The organism is Marinobacter sp. LV10R510-11A (assembly GCF_900215155.1).
Taxonomy (GTDB): domain Bacteria; phylum Pseudomonadota; class Gammaproteobacteria; order Pseudomonadales; family Oleiphilaceae; genus Marinobacter.
On sequence record NZ_LT907980.1, the window covers coordinates 1,399,048 to 1,420,318 of the forward strand.

The 21,271-nt window shown below is 52.9% G+C and carries 20 protein-coding genes and 1 tRNA gene; 6 read left to right on the top strand and 15 right to left on the bottom strand.

Annotated features, from left to right (window positions below; translation table 11 throughout):
- Positions 1–62: 62 nt before the first annotated feature.
- Positions 63–665, bottom strand: a complete 603-nt coding sequence (locus CPH80_RS06680) for a DUF924 family protein (protein WP_096276306.1) — start codon at positions 663–665, stop codon at positions 63–65.
- Between the two features lie 104 nt (positions 666–769).
- Between CPH80_RS06680 and CPH80_RS06685 the strand changes: the two genes are divergently transcribed.
- From CPH80_RS06685 to CPH80_RS06695, 3 genes are all read left to right on the top strand, one after another.
- The gene (locus tag CPH80_RS06685) at positions 770–1,147 is read left to right on the top strand and encodes a sirohydrochlorin chelatase (RefSeq protein ID WP_096276308.1); all 378 of its coding nucleotides are present in this window, start codon (positions 770–772) and stop codon (positions 1,145–1,147) included.
- 10 nt (positions 1,148–1,157) lie between these two features.
- Positions 1,158–2,060, top strand: coding sequence for a TIGR01777 family oxidoreductase (locus tag CPH80_RS06690; RefSeq protein ID WP_096276310.1), 903 nt, complete (start codon positions 1,158–1,160; stop codon positions 2,058–2,060).
- A 91-nt stretch (positions 2,061–2,151) separates the two neighbouring features.
- Positions 2,152–2,227, top strand: a tRNA-Glu gene (locus CPH80_RS06695).
- A 71-nt stretch (positions 2,228–2,298) separates the two neighbouring features.
- On the opposite strand, the gene ccoM is transcribed toward CPH80_RS06695, so the two are convergent.
- The gene (gene ccoM, locus CPH80_RS21860; RefSeq protein ID WP_172898590.1) at positions 2,299–2,454 is read right to left on the bottom strand and encodes a cytochrome c oxidase subunit CcoM; all 156 of its coding nucleotides are present in this window, start codon (positions 2,452–2,454) and stop codon (positions 2,299–2,301) included.
- 244 nt (positions 2,455–2,698) lie between these two features.
- Here ccoM and CPH80_RS06700 point away from each other — a divergent pair, with 244 nt between their 5' ends.
- The 3 genes from CPH80_RS06700 to pta are packed head-to-tail and all read left to right on the top strand — an operon-like array spanning position 2,699 to position 8,542.
- Positions 2,699–5,116: an EAL domain-containing protein gene (locus CPH80_RS06700; RefSeq protein ID WP_096276312.1), complete on the top strand. Its 2,418-nt coding sequence runs from the start codon at positions 2,699–2,701 to the stop codon at positions 5,114–5,116.
- A 21-nt stretch (positions 5,117–5,137) separates the two neighbouring features.
- Complete coding sequence (locus tag CPH80_RS06705) at positions 5,138–6,325, top strand: acetate/propionate family kinase (RefSeq protein WP_096276314.1); 1,188 nt, start codon at positions 5,138–5,140, stop codon at positions 6,323–6,325.
- 60 nt (positions 6,326–6,385) lie between these two features.
- A complete protein-coding gene (pta, locus tag CPH80_RS06710) occupies positions 6,386–8,542 on the top strand; it encodes a phosphate acetyltransferase (protein WP_096276316.1) in 2,157 nt (718 codons plus the stop codon).
- Between the two features lie 26 nt (positions 8,543–8,568).
- Here the strand turns inward: pta and der are convergent, their stop codons facing one another.
- From der to trmJ, 13 genes are all read right to left on the bottom strand, one after another.
- Complete coding sequence (gene der, locus CPH80_RS06715) at positions 8,569–9,990, bottom strand: ribosome biogenesis GTPase Der (protein ID WP_096276318.1); 1,422 nt, start codon at positions 9,988–9,990, stop codon at positions 8,569–8,571.
- Between the two features lie 61 nt (positions 9,991–10,051).
- Positions 10,052–11,224 carry an outer membrane protein assembly factor BamB gene (bamB, locus tag CPH80_RS06720; RefSeq protein WP_096276320.1) on the bottom strand — a complete coding sequence of 391 codons (1,173 nt, stop codon included), beginning with the start codon at positions 11,222–11,224 and terminating at the stop codon, positions 10,052–10,054.
- Positions 11,224–11,889, bottom strand: a complete 666-nt coding sequence (locus tag CPH80_RS06725; RefSeq protein ID WP_096276322.1) for a YfgM family protein — start codon at positions 11,887–11,889, stop codon at positions 11,224–11,226. Before CPH80_RS06725 ends, bamB begins: the two co-directional genes overlap by 1 nt.
- A gap of 42 nt (positions 11,890–11,931) precedes the next feature.
- A complete protein-coding gene (gene hisS / locus CPH80_RS06730; protein WP_096276324.1) occupies positions 11,932–13,212 on the bottom strand; it encodes a histidine--tRNA ligase in 1,281 nt (426 codons plus the stop codon).
- Positions 13,213–13,262: 50 nt separating this feature from the next.
- Positions 13,263–14,381 (bottom strand): flavodoxin-dependent (E)-4-hydroxy-3-methylbut-2-enyl-diphosphate synthase, encoded by a 1,119-nt coding sequence (gene ispG, locus CPH80_RS06735; RefSeq protein ID WP_096276326.1) that lies wholly within the window; start codon positions 14,379–14,381, stop codon positions 13,263–13,265.
- Between the two features lie 37 nt (positions 14,382–14,418).
- Positions 14,419–15,324, bottom strand: a complete 906-nt coding sequence (locus CPH80_RS06740) for a RodZ domain-containing protein (RefSeq protein WP_096276328.1) — start codon at positions 15,322–15,324, stop codon at positions 14,419–14,421.
- On the bottom strand, positions 15,314–16,120 hold the full coding sequence (pilW, locus tag CPH80_RS06745; RefSeq protein WP_227520385.1) for a type IV pilus biogenesis/stability protein PilW: 807 nt from the start codon (positions 16,118–16,120) through the stop codon (positions 15,314–15,316). The genes CPH80_RS06740 and pilW overlap by 11 nt, the downstream gene beginning before the upstream one ends.
- Before the next feature lie 40 nt (positions 16,121–16,160).
- Positions 16,161–17,273, bottom strand: a complete 1,113-nt coding sequence (rlmN, locus tag CPH80_RS06750; protein ID WP_096276330.1) for a 23S rRNA (adenine(2503)-C(2))-methyltransferase RlmN — start codon at positions 17,271–17,273, stop codon at positions 16,161–16,163.
- Between the two features lie 62 nt (positions 17,274–17,335).
- Positions 17,336–17,764, bottom strand: coding sequence for a nucleoside-diphosphate kinase (gene ndk / locus CPH80_RS06755; RefSeq protein WP_096276332.1), 429 nt, complete (start codon positions 17,762–17,764; stop codon positions 17,336–17,338).
- Positions 17,765–17,846: 82 nt separating this feature from the next.
- Entirely contained in the window at positions 17,847–18,995 is a 1,149-nt protein-coding gene (locus CPH80_RS06760) for an IscS subfamily cysteine desulfurase (protein WP_096276334.1), read from the bottom strand.
- 18 nt (positions 18,996–19,013) lie between these two features.
- Positions 19,014–19,514 (bottom strand): Fe-S cluster assembly transcriptional regulator IscR, encoded by a 501-nt coding sequence (gene iscR, locus CPH80_RS06765; protein WP_096276336.1) that lies wholly within the window; start codon positions 19,512–19,514, stop codon positions 19,014–19,016.
- Positions 19,515–19,591: 77 nt separating this feature from the next.
- A complete protein-coding gene (gene cysE, locus CPH80_RS06770) occupies positions 19,592–20,365 on the bottom strand; it encodes a serine O-acetyltransferase (RefSeq protein WP_096276337.1) in 774 nt (257 codons plus the stop codon).
- On the bottom strand, positions 20,358–21,221 hold the full coding sequence (gene trmJ / locus CPH80_RS06775) for a tRNA (cytosine(32)/uridine(32)-2'-O)-methyltransferase TrmJ (protein ID WP_096276339.1): 864 nt from the start codon (positions 21,219–21,221) through the stop codon (positions 20,358–20,360). The genes cysE and trmJ overlap by 8 nt, the downstream gene beginning before the upstream one ends.
- Between the last annotated feature and the right edge of the window lie 50 nt (positions 21,222–21,271).

Below are 21,271 nucleotides of genomic sequence, written 5' to 3' on the forward strand. Positions count from 1 at the left end.
CACCGACAACGGAAACGTATTCTACGCACCCTGCCTTTTTCGTCAACCCCATTTCTGAACTTTTATTGCCCAAAGCGGCGGGCAGAGCCCAGGTATTCTTTTTCAGCGTCGGTAGACGACCGCCCGAGAGCCTGGTTTCTATGGGGAAAGCGGCCAAAACGCTCGATGATTTCTTTATGATCCAGCGCCGATTTCAAAAAACTCTTCATAAAGCCTTGGAGCATTCCGGACGTCGAGGCAACCAGCTGCTCATAACACTCAACGGACAAAACCTGATCCTCAAGGCGCTCAACGTGCTCAAGCGGCATGTAGATGAACGCGCGCTGCACAGGAGGGAGCGCCATATCATGGCCTTTATACATAGCCTCTTTGCAGAGCTTGTTTGCCAGCTTGTCCTGCTCAAAGGCCAGCGCTCCACCCCGGAATATATTCCTAGAAAATTGATCCAGAAGTATAATCTCCGCTAGCCGGCCACCTGACGCTTTGCGCCAGTGATCAAGGCCTTGTTCAGATGCAAATAGAACCATGGAAAAAAACCGACGGCGAATTTCCTGATCAAACTTCTTGCTTGAACGAAACCAATGGTTGCGATGAAGGCTATCAGGTAGGCCATTTTCATCAAGATCTCCAAACCAGAAATCCAGAATCTCTTTCCAATCGAACATTAGATGACACCCTGTTATCTTGATTGACGATACAGGCAGAGAATACCGGCCCACAAAAGAAATTACGACAGACACATCTCTATACCAACGACCCGGGAGCTTTAATGAATAGCCGAAGCATTATTCTATTAGCACATGGCAGTAGCGACAAACGCTGGTGCGACACGTTCGAAGCTCTCGCTGAACCCACTTTAAAGGCTGTCAGCAACTCCAGAATTGCTTATATGGAGCTGGCAGAGCCGTCCCTAAACGCAGTCGTTCATGAAGGGGTTGCTGCAGGTACCCACGATTTCACCATCGTACCTCTATTCCTGGCAGCGGGGCGTCACCTGCGCAAGGATGTGCCGGCAATGATAGAAGCACTTGAGAAAGCTACGGGGGCCAGCATCAAGCTTTCCCCTCCTATTGGCGAAAACCCGCTTCTGGGGCAGGCAATCAAAGATGTAGTTGCACTTCAGCTTGCCCAAAGCACCAGCGAATAAGGAAGCCATCATGAATAAACGCGTACTTATTACCGGCGGTACTGGGTTTATCGGCAGCGTTCTGTGCCCTCAAATGCGCGGCCGAGGCTATGAGTTGACTGTTTTAAGCCGACAGCCTGCGGACAAAGTGCGCGCACTGTGTGGCCAGGTTGAGGCTATCAATGATCTTGAGAGCCTTAGATCACATACCGGTTACGATGCCGTGATTAATCTCGCAGGAGAAGGCATTGCGGATAAACGATGGACTGATGAGCGAAAGCAGATACTGCGGGATAGCCGTATAGGCCTGACCAACACCCTTACGGAGATCATTCGCAGCTGGGCTCAGCCGCCCGAGGTCGTGGTTTCAGGTTCTGCTGTAGGCTTTTATGGGGATCAGGGCAACACCCTAGTAACTGAAGATACGGCACCCCATGATGAGTTTGCCCATCAATTGTGCAGGGATTGGGAAAACGCGGCCCTTAAGCTGCAATCTCTAAATGTGCGCGTATGCCTGTCAAGAACAGGTGTCGTGGTGGGCCCCGGAGGCGGTTTTCTACAGCGCATGATGCTGCCATTCAAGCTTGGACTGGGCGGCCGCCTGGGGAATGGTCACCAGTACATGCCTTGGGTTCATCGTGATGATGTTGTAGCAGCGCTTATCTGGATGCTGGAGACACCGGAAGCTGAAGGCGCATACAATGTGGTCAGCCCCAACCCAGCTACAAACCGTGACTTCACTCGCTGCCTGGCCAGTGTGCTCAGAAGGCCCGCAGTATTTCCGGCGCCTGCACCGATTCTGAAAATAGCTCTCGGGGAAATGTCACGCCTTTTACTTACCGGCCAACAGGCACTGCCCGCAAGACTGACAGGTTCCGGATTCGGGTTTCTCTACCCAACCCTTGGGAAAGCGCTTGAAAATGCTACAGGTTAAAACGCGCAATTTTTGATAAAAGCGTTGACAGGTAGGGGAAGCTTACTTACTATACGCGCCACCTCGACGAGGTAATATTTTTAAGCGTTGCGTCCCCTTCGTCTAGTGGCCTAGGACTCCGCCCTTTCACGGCGGCAACAGGGGTTCGAACCCCCTAGGGGACGCCATTTCTACTTCTCATCTCAATAAGCCCGGAAGTAGAAAGTAGCTTAAGTTATAGAGGTTTCAGCCAGCCTGATCAGGCCGCTTTCTCACCAGTCTTCAGATTTTTCTCTTTTTGGGCATCCCCGTGAGCCTTTTGGTCACGCACAATGAAAACCCCCACACCAATAAAAAACGCCACTGTTAGTAGTACAGTTGCGATTCCGGCGAAAACGACCACATCCATATACATGACTCTTCTCCCAGCCCATATCAAACTTGATTAAGCTCAGGTTACGTCACCCCAAGATGCGAGTATTGATCTACGTCAATGGCCGACATCACTCTTCGAACCGAAAATCCAACGAACACCAAAGTGAGCAAGATTCTCCCACAATTTCGATGATTTGCAGGGAATTTGCCAAGAAGTGCTGCTATAGTCGGCCAAGAAATGACAGTCCATTTTTATCAACCGTTCCGGGTGGCTGACGTACGACATGCCGAAACTGCCGACACGCTTTCAACGCTTCCGCTCGGGCTCTCCCCTGTCTTTCAGGCTGCTTGCCTGGATACTTCTGTTTATCTCGGTTTTTACCCTGATTGCGTCGGCTATCCAAATCTATTCCGATTACCGCAAAGAACTCTCCCAGATTGATAGCCGCATGCATGTGGTTGAATCCGGGTATGCCTCCAGCCTTGCCAGAAGCCTATGGGCACTCGATCAAACACTGCTTCAGACCCAGATGGAAGGTATTCTTAGCCTCCCAGACATTGTTCATCTGCGGCTTGGAATTGAACCCGACTCCGAACTGATCATGGGCGAAATCCCTCGTGGTGCTGATACCAAGTCTCACAAATTCGATGTTATCCATCCGGGCGAGGGTGCGATTAAGCTCGGCGAACTTACCGTAACGGCCAATCTGGATCGTGTTTACGAGGATTTGAAAGTAAAGGTTGGCATCATTCTGGCCACCCAGTTTCTAAAGACCTTTTTTGTATCCATACTAATCATCGTGGTTTTCCAGCACTTTGTAACCCGCCATCTAACAACCATGGCGAATTACGCAAAGGACTTTTCCCTAAAAAACCTCAGCGCGCCACTTACGCTCGACCGTCCGGACACGCCCTCGCACCGCAGCGATGAAATCGGCCGCGTTACCGAAGCGATCAATCAGATGCGCGAACGGTTGAACGACGACATGGTGCGCCAGAAAAAAGACGCAGCTGAGATTCACAAGTTCTCCAAAGCGATCGAACAAAGCCCTTCCTCCGTTGTTATGTGCGATCGCCAGTGGCGGGTCGAGTTTGCCAATCAAAAATTCACGCAACTCACCGGTTATAACGCAAAATCGATTGTTGGCCGGCACCCCGGTGCCTTGAGCGATAACAACCTAGAAAATCGTGACAACCGCAACCTCTGGCAATCCATCCGCTTACAGGTTCAGCGCGTTGGAGTTTGGCAGGGCGAAGTAAACAGCGTACGGCGTAACGGCGAACGGTTCTGGGAACAACTGATCATTACGCCCATTAAAGATGCTGCTGGTGACGCCACGGGGTATCTCATACTCGGTGAAGATATCAGCATCCGAAAACGCTACGAACAACAGCTATTGCGCCAAGCAAACTACGACATCTTAACGGGCCTCCCCAACCGTATGCTTGCACTGGATCGGCTAAAATTGGCGCTGGCACAGGCCAAGCGCGAAGGCTCCATGGTTGGCGTCATGTTTTTGGATCTTGATAACTTTAAACACATTAACGATACCCTGGGCCATGACGCAGGTGACAACCTGCTGATTGAGGCGGCTCGCCGAATTTCCAGCTGTCTGCGCGGAACCAGCACCGTTGCGCGCCTTGGGGGAGACGAGTTTCTGGTGATTCTGCCAGGCCTTACCGGGCCAGAATCCTCCTCTCAGGTGGCAGAACGTATTCTTGCAAACTTTACCCCTGCCTATGTCCTGAATGGCCAGGAGATATTTGTTAGCACCAGTATTGGCATTGCGATCTTCCCTACGGATTCCGATAACAGCGGCACCCTGCTCCAACATGCAGACGCAGCCATGTATCAGGCAAAACATCAGGGCAAGAGCTCTTATGCGCACTTTACTCCGGAAATGTCTGAGATATCCCATGAGCGCCTGCAAATGGAATCCCGCATGCGGCGAGCGCTGGAGCTAAATGAGTTTGAACTCTATTTTCAACCTATCGTAGACACTGACACCGGTGAGTTGCGAGCAGCTGAGGCGTTGTTGCGCTGGAAAAACCCCATTATGGGCATGGTTATGCCTGATCGTTTTATCCCGCTCGCCGAAGAAACAGGGTTGATCATTCCCATTGGTGAGTGGGTACTTGAGCAGGCCTGCCTTGCAGCACGGGGCTGGAAGGAATCAGTGGGTCAGGACATTGGCATATCGGTTAACGTCTCCCCGCGGCAGTTTCGCGATCCTGGTTTCACCGCTGCCGTTATGAGTGCTCTCTCAAGGAATAACCTGGCTCCCGAAAGACTGGAATTGGAAATAACCGAACGCCTGTTACTCGATAATTCGATCGAAACAGCAGAAATTCTCAGGGAACTGGATCGAGCGGGCATACGCCTCTCCGTCGACGACTTCGGCACGGGCTACTCTGCCCTCAGCTACCTTAAGAGCTATCCGTTTGACACCCTTAAAATCGACAAATCTTTTATTCAAGATGTGATGAAAGATCCGGATGACGCCGCTCTTGTGCGTGCGATTATCAACATGGCTCACAGCCTTGGGCTGTCTATCATAGCGGAAGGCGTTGAGGATGAATCTCAAACCTACTTCCTACAACAGGAAGGCTGTGACTTCGCCCAGGGGTACTTCTACAGTCACCCACTCCCTGCCGGGGAGTTTATGGAATGGCTAAAAACCAATCACCGTATACCAATCTGACACCCAAGGATCTGCGGGAACATGACAGAATCCATTCTTGTTGTTAATTGCGGCAGCTCATCGTTAAAGCTCGCCCTATTCGACGAAAATGAAACAAAACTCGCATCGGCAATGGCAGAACGCCTTAACGGGCAGGATGCATTCGCACGAATTGATGGCGACAACCCGTGCGTTGCGCTTCCTGACAACGCCAATCATAAACAGGCATTGCAGGCGCTGGTTTCCGCTTTTCGGGAGCGCCAACTCATGTCTGAGGCTCCCGCGTCTATTGGTCACCGCGTGGTACATGGCGGAGAAACCTTTCGCGAAGCTGTTCTGATTGACGACGATGCAGTGAAGGCCATCAGTAATTGCGCTGGGCTTGCGCCTCTTCACAACCCGGTCAACCTTGCAGGGATCGAAGCCACGCGGGAGCAGTTTCCTGACACGCCACAGATCGCCGTGTTCGATACGGCTTACCACCAAACGCTTGCGCCACGCGCCTTCCTCTATGCACTGCCAGAAGCCTACTATCGTGACTGGGCCGTGCGGCGTTATGGGTTTCATGGAATAAGCCACTTCTTCATGGCTAATGAAGCGGCTCGACGGCTTGGAAAAACCCCCGAAACCACCTCTATCATTTCAACTCACCTTGGCAACGGTTGCAGCATAACGGCCATTAAGGATGGCTTAAGTGTCGATACCAGCATGGGACTGACACCTCTCGAAGGGCTGGTTATGGGCACCCGCAGCGGCGATGTCGATCCTGGGCTTTTTGAATATCTGCGCACACGAGGTGTTGCCCTGGAGGAGGTTCACAAAGTGCTTAACCACGACAGTGGGCTTCTTGGGATATCGGGGCGAACCAACGACATGCGCACACTCTGTGAATTGGCGGATGGCGGCCACGAGCCTTCCGCTCTCGCCATCGAGATCTTCTGCTTCCGTCTGGCTAAGTACGTGGGGGCTATGATGGCCTCTCTAAGCCATCTAGATGCACTGGTGTTCACGGGTGGTATCGGAGAAAACAGCGTGCAGGTGCGTGAGAAAACCCTGGGCCATCTGGGACTTCTAGGGTTTGATATTGATACCGATAAAAATGAGCATCATGGTCGGCACACTGACGGCCGAATCGAGCACGCCGACTCACGCTTTCCCGTTCTGGTCATCCCAACAAACGAAGAACTGGTCATTGCCCGCGAAGCATTCCGCCTGGCCCAAGCATCCTGAGCGACACTCACAGCTAAACCATTTAAAGCAACCTTTTTTACTGAAACACCGGGAATTTTTATGGCCAAGAGTCTGTTTATTGCTCCGACATCTATGGGGTCCGGCCTCACATCCGTCTGTTTGGGCCTGCTACGTGCCATGGAGCGTGTGGGTATCAGCGTTGGGTTCTACAAACCCTTTTGTCAGTCGGTGAACCAGGGGGAATCGCAGCACAACAACGGCAAGGACGCGTCCGTTACCTTCGTTCGATTGCGCAGCCACCTGCAGCCGCCGGAACCGATTCCATTAAAAAAAGCTCAGCACTTTGTAAATCGCGGAAAATCCGATTTTCTAATGGAAACCGTGGTCGGCGAGTACCAGAAAGTTGCCAAAGACGTTGATGTTGTGATCATCGAGGGGCTGGTACCCGATCGCAGTGAAGCTTACATAGCACGGCTTAACGTAGAAGTAGCTCGCAACCTTGGCTCCGAGGTGGTGCTTGTCAGCACGCCAGGCAAAAGCAGCGCTACCGAACTGGATGAAGATCTAGATTTTTCAGCGCGCCTATTCTCTGATGTGTCGGCACAAGATGTGATTGCCGTTATCCTCAACAAACTCGGCGAACCTGAAAGATCGGGGCTCGAACCCTATAGCGACATAAGCCAGATTGCTGGGGAAACCGTTGATTATCAAAACGCTTGCAGCGTCTTTCGAGATGGGCGTTTTCGGCTACTAGCAGAAATTCCTTGGCAGCCGAACTTGATGGCACCCCGAGTATCCGATATTGCCCGGGAGCTGGATATTCCGGTGCTACACGAAGGTCAGATGTACACCCGCCGGGTTCAGAAAGTGTCTGTGTGCGCTCGATCGATCCGCAATATGACGCAAACCCTAGGCCCAGGCACACTGATGGTTACGCCTGGAGATCGCGAAGATATTATCGTGGCCACTGCGGTGGCCGCTCTCAACGGCGTGCCTCTTGCCGGTATGATGCTCACGGGCGGCCTTATGCCAGACCAACGGGTGATCGACTTATGCTCCCGGGCACTGAGCACCGGTTTGCCGGTGCTGAGCTCGCACACCAATACCTATGAAACCGCTCACATGCTGGCTAACCTTTCTGCTGCGATTCCAACCGATGACCCGGATAGAATCGAAAAAGCTATGGAGGCGGTAGCCACAAAAATTGACACCGACTGGCTTCAAGAGCATCTGCGTGTTGCGGTTCAGAGCCGCCTGTCACCTCCGGCATTCCGTTACCAGCTTTCTGAGCGGGCTCGGGCGGCTAACAAGCGCATCGTGCTTCCTGAAGGCTGCGAACCTCGCACAGTGCAGGCCGCCATTATCTGTCACCAGCGTAAGCTCGCCCGTTGCGCGTTGATCGGCGACGAAACCGAAATTCGAAATATCGCCACGTCCCAAGGCTTGGAATTGCCCGATGATATTGAAATCATCGATCCCACCAAAGTACGAAAAAGCTACATAGCCCCGATGGTTGAGCTACGCAAACACAAGGGGCTGGCGCCGGATATGGCGGAAGCCATGCTCGAAGACAACGTGGTTATGGGTACCATGATGGTCGCGCTGGATGAGGCCGACGGCCTGGTTTCCGGTGCCATCCACACCACCGCCAATACCGTGCGCCCGGCCCTGCAACTGATCAAAACCCACGATCAAGCCAAGGTTGTCTCCTCGGTATTTTTCATGCTGCTGCCACAGCAGGTTGTGGTCTACGGCGACTGCGCGATTAACCCAGACCCAAATGCTGAGGAACTCGCGGATATAGCCATACAGAGTGCGGAGTCCGCAGAAGCTTTTGGTGTTGAGCCTGTGGTCGCCATGATCAGCTACAGTACCGGAGAGTCCGGAACCGGGCACGATGTGGAGAAAGTTCGGGAGGCAACCAAAATAGCCCGTGAGCGCCGACCAGACCTGCTGATTGATGGGCCGCTGCAATACGATGCTGCCGCTATCGAAAGTGTTGCCCGAAGCAAAGCGCCGAATAGCAAGGTGGCAGGTAAAGCAACTGTGTTCATCTTCCCGGATCTCAACACTGGCAATACCACCTACAAGGCGGTTCAACGTAGCGCCAATGTCGTAAGTATCGGGCCTATGCTTCAGGGTTTGAGAAAGCCGGTTAACGATCTGTCGCGGGGTGCGCTGGTAGAGGATATTGTGTTTACGATTGCGCTAACTGCGGTACAGGCAAAGCAGGTAGAGGATGCGGGGCTGGCTTGAGCCGCCCCGCTGAATAACCAGACCTGTCAGCGCTTGGTGCTTTTCTGACGGACCCTTTTTACTTTGCGCCCTTCTTTTTCGTCGTTGTCTTTTTTGACCTTCTGGCGAGGAGTCTGTCGGTCAACCTTCCCAGCAAAGGGGTTCTCACTGGAACGGAATTCAAACCGGATCGGCGAGCCAGTCACGTTCAGTACTTTGCGAAACGTATTTTCAAGATAACGTTTGTAGGAACCTGGCAATGAAGCTGTCTGGTTGCCGTGAACAACAATAACCGGAGGGTTAGAGCCACCCTGGTGAGCATAGCGCAACTTGATCCTGCGCCCGCGAACCAGCGGCGGCTGATGCTGAGAAATCGCATCCTCAAGGATGGTAGTAAGGCGGTTGGTTGGCCACTTCGCCATGGCCGATTCATAACAAGCTTCCACCGACTCATACATAACACCCACGCCGGATCCATGAAGCGCAGATATATAATGCTTGTCGGCGTAATCAAGAAAATCCAGGCGACGCTTTACCTGCTCTTTTACCTTGGCGCGGTCTTCCGGATCCATTCCATCCCATTTATTGACCGCAATCACCAGTGAACGACCGGCATCAAGCACGAAACCGATCAAGTGCAAATCCTGGTCGACCAGCCCCTGACGCGCATCGATAACGAGTATCACCACATGGGCATCATCAATGGCTTTAAGGGTCTTGATGATAGAAAATTTTTCCACCGTCTCATCAACATTCTTACGCCGCCGAACACCCGCAGTATCAATAAGAGTGTACTGCTTGTCGTGACGCTCATAAGGGATGTAAATACTGTCCCGAGTAGTACCGGGCATGTCATAAACAATCACCCGCTCCTCGCCCAGCATCCGATTAACCAGTGTGGATTTGCCGACGTTCGGCCGGCCAACAACGCCGATGCGAATACCCGGGTAGCGGCCAGCTTGGTCGGCTTCAACCCGGTCTTCCTCAGAGGGCAACAGCAACTCGAGCATCGAGCGGATGCCACGGTTGTGGGATGCCGCTACCATAAAGGTTGATTGAAATCCGAGGCTATAAAAATCAGCGGCCGCGATATCGGGATCCTGACCGTCCGTCTTGTTGACCACCAGATGAGCCTTCTTGCCCGATCGGCGCATATGATCGGCGATCAATTCATCACCCGCGGTAAGCCCCGCACGACCATCAACGATAAACAGAACAATGTCTGCCTCGTCTACAGCCTGCATAGATTGCCGAGCCATCTCGGCATCCAGCCCTTCTTCTGTGCCGGTAAGTCCGCCGGTATCAATTACGATAAAGCGTTGGTCATCGTACATGCCCTCACCGTACTTGCGATCCCGGGTCAGACCGGGAAAGTCGGCCACCAGAGCATCTCGAGAGCGCGTCATTTGGTTGAATACTGTCGATTTGCCAACATTTGGCCGGCCGACAAGGGCAATTACTGGGGTCATAATGATTCGCTATACAGTCGTTTTAGGCTCAGCGTGCGGCAGAGCGTTGAGGGAGTACGGATCAGTTCCGTTCCTTCAGTTTGAATACGGACAGTTTACCGCCATTTCCGAAAACCATTAGGTTTCCGTTGGCCATGCGCTGCAATGGAACCCGCAGGCCATCACTGTCATAACGTTTCTGGCCTACGAGGCTGCCATCGTCACCCGAAAGCACGTGTAAATAGCCTTCATAGTCGCCAACAACCAGATAGTTTTCGTAAACCGCTGGCTGCGTTAACTGACGCCAGGACAAACGATCCTGAAGCCATAATTCTCTACGGTCTGAGCCCCGGTAAGCGACAACATCACCGTTTGCGGAAGACAGGTAAATGTTACCACCCCCCACCACCGGAGCATGCAGGCTGGACGCTTTGCGGCTCCAGATTTCTTGACCTGTACGGATATCAACCAGAGCAAGCGTGCCTTGGTATCCCGAAACCATCACTGCGGTATCAAGAACCAACGGCTGACCGGCTATGTCGACCAGTCTTTCAAGCTCTGTGCGGCCTTGGGGCTGCCCCACCTCGTACTGCCAGAGGGGTTGACCCGCATCGGCTGACAACGCAATAAGCTTGCCGTTGGAAAACGAAGCAAGCACAACGTCGCCGCCGACCAGTGGCGCTGCCGCTGCACGCAAGGAAAGCGCAGGCACCACGCCATCATACTGCCAGCGTTGCTCACCGGTAGCCGTGTCAAAAGCAATAACTCGACCATCGGTGGTCTGGGTTACCACCAGCGCCCCGTTCGACTGCGGAGCAGCCAGCGCTTCTGTTGGCAGCGCAACGCGCCACAGTTCCTTACCGTCTTCGATGGAAAGTGCGATTAAATCGGCTTCTCGGGTAACCAAATAGAGCTGGCTCAGATCCCCGCCTACACCGGCAAAGATTCGATCGTCTAAATCTCGCTCCCAGCGTAATTTTCCGGTCTCTGCATCCACAGCGACCAGCTCACCATCAGCCGAAGCTGCGTAAACTGTATCGCCGGCGTTAAGTGGCGCCAGGTACAAAAAGTCGCCATCGTGCCCGTCGCCGACCGACGTGCTCCAAACTGTTTTGAACTCTACAGCGTTGTCGACGTCGGGAACCGGCACCGGCTGTTCAAAGGTATCGGTTGTGCTGCACCCAGAAACACCCAGTGCGGCCACTAAGACTGAAAAAACGCCAGCCTGAACCAGCCTGTTGCCGGTCAACCGCATCAAGCCTCCTCCCCGACACCAAGGTCAGATAGCTTCAGCTCCAGAATACCGCTACGCCCTTGCTGGCTCTGCTCACGAGCGGCCAGGTAGGCATCGCGCGCACCCGATTCATCGCCTTGGACTAACAGGATGTCGCCGCGCAACTCAGAGAAGATTGCCGCAAACGCATCTGCACTCTCCACGCTTCCAGCGCCATCGATTGTCGCCAGTGCATCGTCATAACGCTCGGCAGAGAACTGAGCACGAGCAAGGCGGTTACGTACTACCAACGCCAGTGCTTTGTGCTCACCGGATTTTTCAAGAGCCCACTGGAGTGAATCAATGGCTGCTTCCGCATTGCTGTCTGCAATCAGCTGCTGTCGCGCCAGAACCAGATTGCCATATACCGCATAGGCACTATCGGCGTAATCGTCACGCAGAGTTTTCGCTACAAATGCTACCGTCTCTCCAGCGGTTTCATCCGCCTCGTTACCAAACGCGTTTAACAGGGTGACAAACTGATTAGCAGCTTCGGCTCGTTCCTGATCTTGGTAGTTTTGCCAAGCCTGCCAGCCAAATACAATTGCCAGAGCGGCACCGATACCAATGAGAAGAGAACTGCCATTTCGCTTCCACCAGTCCTTGATCGCTTGCACCTGTTCTTCGTCAGTGTTCAATTCCGCCATGTTGACTCCTGTAATGGTTTTTTAATTTTGTATTGGTGCGAATCAGTTCGCCAAGGCTTTCGCAAGCGCCGCTGCCAGATCCCGCTGCGCCACACTGCTTTGATCTTCATTTGAACGCAGCGGTTTAAGGCTCGCCGTTGCATTCTCCAGCTCATTATCGCCTAGAATTACAGCGTACCGGGCACCGCTTCTATCTGCCTTTTTCATCTGGCTTTTGAAGCTACCGCCACCGCAATGACTAACAATTACACAGCCCGGAAGTTCATTGCGCAATGTCTCTGCAAGTGCCAGCGCCGGAGCGACAGCGGCTTCACCCATAGCCGTAACGTAAACATCCGCGTTGTTGTTTGCCTCGTCAGGCACCAGCCCAAGCGCTTCCAACAGAAGAATGAGGCGCTCTAGCCCCATGGCAAAACCAACGGCAGTGGTCGGCTTACCGCCAAGTTGCTCTACCAGGCCATCGTATCGACCGCCCGCACAGATGGTTCCTTGGGCGCCGAGGCTGTCGGTAACCCACTCGAAAACGGTTTTGCTGTAATAATCGAGCCCCCGTACAAGAGCCGGATTAACCGTGTAAGCAATACCTGCCGCATCAAGTAGCTCTTTAAGCCGGGCAAAGTGCTCCCGCGATTCTTCGTCTAGATAGTTTTCCAAGCGCGGCGCGTCGACAAGTAGCTTACGTGTGCTCTGGTCTTTACTATCCAGAATACGAAGTGGGTTGGTATCAAGGCGTCGCTGGCTGTCTGCATCAAGCTGCGCTTTGTACTGCCCCAGATAATCTACCAAGGCGCCGCGAAACTCTTTGCGCGCAGCCGATGAGCCGATAGAGTTGATTTCTAAGCGCGCATGGGTGCCCAGCCCCAACTCTTTCCAAAGCCTGGCCGTAAGAATCAGCAGCTCCGCATCAATATCCGGGCCCTGAATACCAAAGCATTCCACGCCAATTTGATGAAACTGACGGTAGCGCCCTTTTTGCGGACGTTCGTGCCGAAACATCGGGCCGGTGTACCACAATCTGCGAGTTTGATTGAACAGCAGCCCGTGCTCTTCTGCCGCACGAACACATCCAGCGGTACCTTCAGGCCGGAGGGTCAGGCTGTCACCGTTGCGATCCGCAAACGTGTACATTTCCTTTTCAACGATGTCCGTAACTTCACCGATGGAACGCTTGAACAGATCAGTCTGCTCCACCACCGGCATACGAATTTCCTGATATCCATATTGTCGCAGCACTTTGCGCGCGGTGGATTCAACAAACTGCCAGATGGGTGTCTGTTCCGGCAAGATATCGTTCATCCCGCGTACTGCCTGAATCTTAGCCAATGTAAACCCTTAATTCTTTCTGGATAATCGTGCCTGACCGAGTTAACCGATCACTTGTCTGAACGCACAATGATGGCATCTTCTTGCTCTTTGCGACGTGCGATCTGTTCCCGGATGAGCCGTTCTAGGTCATCGGTGAGATTGGCATTATCAAGTTTTTGATTCGGCTTGCCGTCCATGTAATACAGGTTTTTCGGACTACCACCGGTCAACCCGATATCAGCTACTTTGGCTTCACCCGGCCCATTCACAATGCAGCCGATAATGGCGACATCCAGAGATTCATTCACGTCTTCAAGCCGCGTTTCCAGATCGTTCACGGTCTGAATTACATCAAAATTCTGGCGCGAGCAGCTTGGGCAGGCAATGAAGTTAATGCCCCGGCTGCGCAACCGAAGGCTTTTGAGGATATCGAAACCTACCTTGATTTCCTGAACCGGATCCGCCGCCAGAGACACCCGGATAGTATCGCCAATGCCATCCATCAACAGCATGCCAAGGCCGATGGATGACTTCACCGTACCAGACCGAAGCCCGCCGGCTTCGGTGATACCAAGGTGCAGTGGCTGATCAATCTGGGTCGCAATTTTGCGATAAGCCGCCACCGTCATGAAGATTTCCGAGGCTTTTAGGCTAACTTTGAAGTTCTGAAAATCATGCCGATCCAAAATGTCGATATGGCGCATCGCCGACTCAACCAGTGCCTCGTGCGTAGGCTCCCCATATTTGCGCTGAAGCTCTTTCTCCAATGAACCGGCATTTACGCCGATACGCATAGGTATATTGCGATCACGGCATGCGCTGATCACAGCACTCACCCGGTCTTCACGACCTATATTGCCTGGATTGATACGCAAGCAATCTACGCCCAGCTCGGCCACTCGCAGTGCAATTTTGTGATCAAAGTGAATATCTGCGACCAAAGGCACTGACACACGTTGGCGAATCTTTCCGAACGCATCAGCGGCCTCCATTGACGGCACTGACACTCTTACTATATCGGCACCCGCATCCTGAAGCGCAGCGATCTGACCCACCGTTGCGTCAACATCGCAGGTGTTAGTGTTGGTCATGCTCTGCACTGCGATGGGTGCATCACCGCCAACGGGTACATCCCCGACCATAATCTGGCGGGATTTGCGTCTAATGATCGGGGATTCCTGTTTCATTTGTTTATAACCGAGATAGATAAATGCAAAAATGTGTTCAGATTGTCAGCGTGAACTCAGAACGATTGTTCACCACGGGAAAGTCGCCAATGTTCACGATTTCACCCTGAAAGCGAATTGTTTTGACAGTATCCACCGCGCCTATAACCACATTTAAAGGCGCCTTACCTGATACATCGAGCCGCTCGCCCGCCCTCTTCATAGAGCTTGCAAGGCGATTTCCTGCGGCATCCCTAACCTGTACCCAGCAGTCACCGGCAAACACTATTTCGAGCTGGCCCAATACAGGGCTGGGCTCGCCACTCACCGGTGGCTGAGCCAAAACAGGCTCGGTGGTTTGAGCAACGACCGGTATCTGGTCTTTTACTAACTCTTCGGGCGAAACAGAATCACTGGGTTCAGGCTCAATGCCACTACCCGACACTACCTGCATGTCCGAGACCGTCGCTGATGCCTCCTTACTGGCTTGCTGTTCGGTTTCTGCCGTAGCTGATTGCTCAGCATCGGCGGCGCCTGAGCTGAACTTCGGCATAACAAACATGACAACTAAAGCACCAATAATCACAATCGCCGCCACCAGCAGAAGCAGTTTGGCAACCCTGCGTTTTTTGCGCCTGCGGCGCTCGATATCAACTAACGGGTTAGCCTCCAACTCGCGTTCTTTCTGTAGTCGCGCGGGCTCAAGCTCGCGATTCAACTCCAAAATAATTGCATCACCATCGAGACCAACCTGCTTCGCGTAGGCTCGAACATAGCCCTTAAGAAAGAGCTCACTGTCGATCTGCCCGTAATCCGCGTTCTCAATAGCCTGGATGATACAGCTTCTCAAATGCTGTGCATCAGCAACCTGAGAAACACTTAGCCCCTGTTTTTCCCTTGCCTGCTTCAGCTGCTGGCCAACGGCTTCATTTGCTACGGTTTGCTGGGTGTCATCACTTGTCATTAGAAATCAGCGCCTTGTATTGTTGGTACTCTACTGACTCCGGGTAATTGTTTTTCAATTGCAGTACTAGGCTGGATTCTTGGTTTCCGTTTCCAAAGTGCCGCGCAATACGAATACCCGTCAAAAGACTCTCAGGAGAGTGTTGTAGGCGTTCGTTTTTCTGCATGATCTGCATCAGCCGATCATAATGACGCGCAGCGCCAGCAACATCGCCGGATTCCACCATCACCCGGGAAAGTGAAAGCAACGAGCGAGCGTCGCCTCGAGTCAACTCCGACGCCCGACGAAAAGACACAATAGCTTCTTCCTGAAGCCCAAGACGTTCCTGGGTCATACCGAGATTGTAAAACACAGAACCACGATCTTTGTAATCGGTATCCTTGGAGGCTGTATAGAACTGTTTACGGGATTCATCCAACCGCCCTTGGGAATAGAGAAATGCACCGTAATACACTCTGGCACGGGTGTAACCGGCGTCACTGGCAATAGCATGTCGAAAGCTCTTTTCCGCAAGCTGCGCATCGCCGTCACTATTGTAGATTAACCCAAGTGCCGCAAGAGCCTGTGGGCTATCTGGCTCAAGCTCAAGAGCACGATCCAAGTGATACCGCGCCCGGCCGGTATTGCCTTGGCCGATATAGGCCGTAGCAAGCTGAACATAATTATCAACGGCTTTCTGCCGATCGGCTTCCCGGGTAAAACGGCTGTCTGTTGTGGTGACACACCCGGTAACAAGGATAGCGACCAGCAAGGTTGCTACAGCAGCAAAACGTCCATTTATCAATTTCAGAGCCACAGATTGCACTCCTCGCGGGTTAAGCACTGCGAGCGTCCGTTCAGGAGCTCACCTGCTGAACATTAATGTATCGCTGGCTTCTACGGGTACGATCTTCTACCTCCCCAACCAACTGACCACAAGCAGCGTCTATATCATCGCCACGGGTCGTTCGGATCGTCGCGACGTAACCAGCTTCATTCAGCACAGCCTGAAAACGCCGGGTAGCATTCATGCTAGGCCGACGGAAATCACTCTCGGGGAACGGATTAAAGGGAATAAGATTGATCTTACATGGAAGATCCCGCAGCAGCTCAGCAAGTTCATGGGCGTGCTCCAGTTTGTCGTTCATACCCTCAATAACCGTATATTCAATTGTCGCTTTACGTTTTTCGGGCAAACGACTGAAATAACGTTTCGTTGCCGCCAGAAGCTCCGCGATCGGGTACTTCTTATTGAGCGGAACCAGCTTGTTCCTCAACTCATCATTGGGGGCGTGCAGCGAAATGGCCAGTGAAACATCGGTAACTTCGGCAAGCTTATCGATGCCTGGCACAACGCCTGAAGTACTCAGCGTAACTCTGCGTTTGGAGATGCCGTATGCGAGATCTTCCATCATCAGATTCATCGCATCTACCACGTTGTCAAAGTTCAACAGAGGCTCTCCCATCCCCATCATGACAACGTTGGTAATTGGCCGCTCAGGGCCTGGCTCAAACGGCATGAACGCTTTGCGCGCAACCCATACCTGCCCAATAATTTCTGCAGCGGTTAGGTTTCGGTTAAAGCCACGTTTGCCCGTTGAACAGAAGGTACAGTCAAGCGTGCAACCGATTTGCGAAGAGACACACAAGGTGCCTCGCTCGCCGTCGGGGATCAACACAGTTTCTATACTGTTGCCGTTATCCATGCGCATGACCCACTTGCGGGTGCCGTCTTTTGACGTTTGGTCATAGACAACTTCCGGGCCACGAATCACTGCCACTTGCTTGAGCTTTTCCCGCAGGGTTTTGCTCACATTGGTCATTTGATCGAAATCATCCACGCCGCGCTGATGCATCCACTGCAGCAACTGAGTGGCACGAAAACTTTTTTCCCCCAAGGTTTCGAAGTAAGCCTCAAGCTTGTCCTTCGGCATCCCCAGAAGATTGGTTTTTTCAGCGGCCGCTGTCATTTTATAACCTCGATCAGATAACCAATGCGGGGACAGCCAACGGCAATCCCCGGCCAACAAAATCAGCCGCGCGGGCAGATTTCGTTGTCATTAAAAAAATAGGCGATTTCACGCTCTGCGGACTCTGCAGAATCAGAACCGTGAGCCGCGTTGGCATCGATTGATGTAGCGAAATCGGCGCGGATTGTGCCAGCTTCAGCTTCTTTCGGGTTAGTAGCACCCATCAGGTCGCGATTTTTCAGGATGGCGCCTTCGCCTTCCAGAACCTGAACAACAACTGGGCCGGATGTCATGAATGCAACCAGATCGTTGAAGAACGGACGCTCTTTGTGTTCGGCGTAGAAACCTTCAGCCTGCTCCTGTGAAAGATGCATCATGCGTGAAGCAACGATGTTCAAGCCAGCCTTCTCAAAACGGCTGTAAATTTCACCGATTACATTCTTTGCAACTGCATCGGGCTTAATGATCGAAAGCGTGCGTTCGTTAGCCATGGTATTTCTCCGGTATGGGTTGGGTTAAAAGGATACGGATAAATTTTAGGCTTGAGATTATACGCAGTCGGAGGCCCACTGCCTACCGCACTGCACGAAGGCGAGTAACAACATCAACAATTTGCGCGCTAGCAAAGGTGATTTCTTCAGTAGTTGTGTAGCGCCCTACTGAAAAACGCAGTGCCCGATGGGCCAGCTCATCGCTCAACCCGATACCACGGAGCACGTAAGACGGCTCTACGGCGGCGGAAGAACAGGCCGAGCCAGAGGATACCGCTAGATCCCTGAGGCCCAACATAAGAGACTCAGCATCCACACCATCAAATGAAAGATTAATGATTCCCGGCACACGACAAGCCTCCGAGCCGTTGAGAGTTATGCCTGGCAACTCGCTCAAACCTTTCAAGAAAGATGCGCGCAAACCCTCCAATTGCCTGATTTCGCTTTCAAGAGAAGACTCAGCAATTGCGAACGCCTTGCCCATTCCGGCGATTTGGTGGGTCGCCAGGGTCCCGGAACGCATGCCACGCTCGTGGCCACCACCATGAATCTGCGCCTCTATGCGCACATCCGGCGATCGTCTCACATAGAGCGCACCTACACCTTTGGGGCCGTATACTTTATGGCCAGACAGAGACAGCAGATCCACCGGCATGGTAGAAACATCAATGGGGAGCTTGCCAGCGGCTTGGGCTGCGTCCACATGGAACAGAACGCCGCGATTGCGGAGCTCGGCGCCAATGGTGGCCGTATCGGTCACACAGCCCAGCTCATTGTTAACAAGCATCAAGCTGACCAGAACGGTTTCGGGCTTAAGCGCGTTAAACACCTGACTTGGCTGTATCCGGCCATCGTGACCAGGCTCTAGCCAAGTAACGTCAGTACCCTGCGCCTCTAGCCACTTGCATGTATCAACAACCGCTTTGTGTTCAATCGTTGACGTTATGAGATGCGCGCTATCGCGACCGGCAACCGCCCCTTTGATGGCCAAGTTATCAGATTCGGTTGCGCCAGATGTCCAAACAATTTCACGGGGATCGGCGTGAATCAGACTTGCCACTTGCCCCCGAGCAGCTTCCACAGCAGCTTCCGCTTGCCAGCCAAAACCGTGGGAGCGAGAGGCCGGATTGCCAAAAAAGCCATCTGGCGTCAGGTACTTGATCATTTCATCAGCGACATCGGGGTCAACGGGCGTCGTTGCCGCGTAATCGAGGTATACGGGTTTTTTCATAAAATACAAAGGCTTGATTCAGGCGGGCGCCTGATCGATAGTCAGACGCTCGGTATTAATCGTGTCAGAAGCGCCTTCAGACTGACGACGGTTCTGCCTGTCCGCAACCTGGCGGATTTCGTGTCTTTCCATCAGATCCCCGAGACTGATCCCGCTGAGAAACTGATGAATCTGATCGCTTAAATCAGACCATAGGTGATGAGTCAGGCATTTTTCACCATTCTGGCAATCACCTTTATTTCCACATCGAGTCGTATCGAGTGACTCGTTGACCGCATCGACAACATCCGCAATGTAAATATCGGCTGCACCACGGCTCAGGTGATATCCACCACCGGGACCACGAATGCTGGTCACCAGTTCCCGGCGGCGAAGACGTGAGAAAAGCTGCTCCAGATAGGAAAGCGATATTTCCTGACGGGCTGAAATATCCGCAAGAGTAACCGGCTTCTTCCCCCCGTGCAGAGCGAGATCCAGCATTGCCGTAACGGCGTAGCGGCCTTTAGTAGTCAACTTCATGGCATCAGCCCCGTGATGGGATTGAATCTTGGTATAAGAAGCCGAGTATGAATTGACCAAGTAATTCAGTCAAGTATTCAGCCACGTTCCTCGCTGTCATCACGCACACAATCAAAGTCATCTTCATCCAGAACGGGCAACTCGCCGTTCTGGTATTCACTGTTAACTTTCCGAAGCGCCTTGCACATAGTCTCAAGGCGCTCATCTACAACATGCATGTGATCAAGCAGAGCACGCACAGAACGCGCGACTGGGTCTGGCATTTCTTCGGTCACGCCATAGGCATCAAAACCCATGCGCTCCTCCATAACCTTGCGGCGGGCATCGTCTTCCGATTTTGGCCTCACAATGATTCGACCCGGGATACCCACAACGGTAGCGCCAGCGGGAACTGCTTTGGTAACCACAGAGTTCGAGCCGATTTTGGCACCTTCACCTACCTCAAAAGGCCCCAGTATCTTTGCTCCGGCACCCACAACAACGCCGTCGCAGATAGTAGGGTGACGTTTACCCTTATGCCAGCTTGTCCCGCCGAGGGTGACCCCCTGATACAAGGTAACGTCATCACCGATAACGGTTGTTTCACCAATAACCACGCCCATACCGTGATCAATAAAGAACCGCCGGCCAATCGTAGCACCTGGGTGTATTTCTATACCGGTAAACCACCGCGCCAGCGTAGAAATAGTGCGGGCCAGCCATTTGAACCCTGCATTCCACAACCAATGAGAAAACCGGTGAATAAGCAGAGCATGAAGCCCCGGGTAGTTGGTTAGCACCTCAAAGGTATTTCTGGCAGCCGGGTCCCGGTGAAAAACGCTTTTTATGTCTTCACGTAAATGCCTAAACATGGCCATCTTCCTGTCCGGTCGGCTCAGTACCGGCCTGAGTTGATTTCGTATTTCCCGAAGCCCCTGCGGCCTTCTGCACGGCACTCAGAACGCCCCGGAGAATATTAATCTCCATCTGATCAAGCTTTGCCCGCTGAAACAACCGGCGCAAACGAGACATTAGCTGCCGCGGGTTATCCCTGCGATGAAAATCCACATTATGCAATGTTTGCTCAAGGTGGCCAAAAAAGCCCTCAACATCCCCCACCTTAGCCGCCGGCACATCCCAGCCCGCATCGCCAGGTGCCGTCATCGGTTTTAAATAGGGACTGCCTTCGCCGCCTTCAAGGCCGCGCAAATACAGCATTCGCAATTCATAGCACATAATCTGAACCGCCATAGACAGGTTCAGCGAGCTGTAGTCGGGGTTCGAAGGGATATGAATATGGTAGTGGCAGCGATGGAGCTCATCATTGCTCAACCCGTGATTTTCCCGCCCAAAGACCAACGCTACCGGTCCCGCTTGGCTATTTTCTGCAGCGATTGCGGCAGCTTCTGGTGGTGGCACAACCGGCCAGGGTATCTTCCGGCCCCGGGCGCTGGTGCCCAGCACCATCACACAATCTTCCAATGCCTCATCCAGCGTAGATACTACCTGAGCCCGATCGAGTATATCGGAGGCACCGGCAGCGCGAGCGTAAGAGGCTTCATCCGGAAAAGAGTTTGGGTTAACCAGCCACAGGTTGGCGAGCCGCATATTTTTCATGGCCCGAGCAACGGCTCCGATATTCCCTGAATGGGAAGTTTCAACAAGGACAATCCGAATCTGATCCTGAAACGCGTCCGGCCCTTCCAGTGGCGGAGATGGTTTATGCATTGGCGGCAGGCCCACGGTTATAAATTAAGGGCGGCAATGATATCAGAAAG

Coding starts and splice junctions, on each gene's coding strand:
- CPH80_RS06690 (WP_096276310.1), top strand. CDS start 1,158: ATGAATAAACGCGTACTTATTACCGGCGGTACTGGGTTTATCGGCAGC.
- CPH80_RS06705 (WP_096276314.1), top strand. CDS start 5,138: ATGACAGAATCCATTCTTGTTGTTAATTGCGGCAGCTCATCGTTAAAG.
- ndk (WP_096276332.1), bottom strand. CDS start 17,764: ATGGCTAACGAACGCACGCTTTCGATCATTAAGCCCGATGCAGTTGCA.
- rlmN (WP_096276330.1), bottom strand. CDS start 17,273: ATGACAGCGGCCGCTGAAAAAACCAATCTTCTGGGGATGCCGAAGGAC.
- CPH80_RS06740 (WP_096276328.1), bottom strand. CDS start 15,324: ATGACAAGTGATGACACCCAGCAAACCGTAGCAAATGAAGCCGTTGGC.
- iscR (WP_096276336.1), bottom strand. CDS start 19,514: ATGAAGTTGACTACTAAAGGCCGCTACGCCGTTACGGCAATGCTGGAT.
- trmJ (WP_096276339.1), bottom strand. CDS start 21,221: ATGCATAAACCATCTCCGCCACTGGAAGGGCCGGACGCGTTTCAGGAT.
- ccoM (WP_172898590.1), bottom strand. CDS start 2,454: ATGTATATGGATGTGGTCGTTTTCGCCGGAATCGCAACTGTACTACTA.
- pta (WP_096276316.1), top strand. CDS start 6,386: ATGGCCAAGAGTCTGTTTATTGCTCCGACATCTATGGGGTCCGGCCTC.
- der (WP_096276318.1), bottom strand. CDS start 9,990: ATGACCCCAGTAATTGCCCTTGTCGGCCGGCCAAATGTTGGCAAATCG.
- ispG (WP_096276326.1), bottom strand. CDS start 14,381: ATGAAACAGGAATCCCCGATCATTAGACGCAAATCCCGCCAGATTATG.
- CPH80_RS06680 (WP_096276306.1), bottom strand. CDS start 665: ATGTTCGATTGGAAAGAGATTCTGGATTTCTGGTTTGGAGATCTTGAT.
- bamB (WP_096276320.1), bottom strand. CDS start 11,224: ATGCGGTTGACCGGCAACAGGCTGGTTCAGGCTGGCGTTTTTTCAGTC.
- CPH80_RS06725 (WP_096276322.1), bottom strand. CDS start 11,889: ATGGCGGAATTGAACACTGACGAAGAACAGGTGCAAGCGATCAAGGAC.
- CPH80_RS06685 (WP_096276308.1), top strand. CDS start 770: ATGAATAGCCGAAGCATTATTCTATTAGCACATGGCAGTAGCGACAAA.
- cysE (WP_096276337.1), bottom strand. CDS start 20,365: ATGTTTAGGCATTTACGTGAAGACATAAAAAGCGTTTTTCACCGGGAC.
- CPH80_RS06700 (WP_096276312.1), top strand. CDS start 2,699: ATGCCGAAACTGCCGACACGCTTTCAACGCTTCCGCTCGGGCTCTCCC.
- CPH80_RS06760 (WP_096276334.1), bottom strand. CDS start 18,995: ATGAAAAAACCCGTATACCTCGATTACGCGGCAACGACGCCCGTTGAC.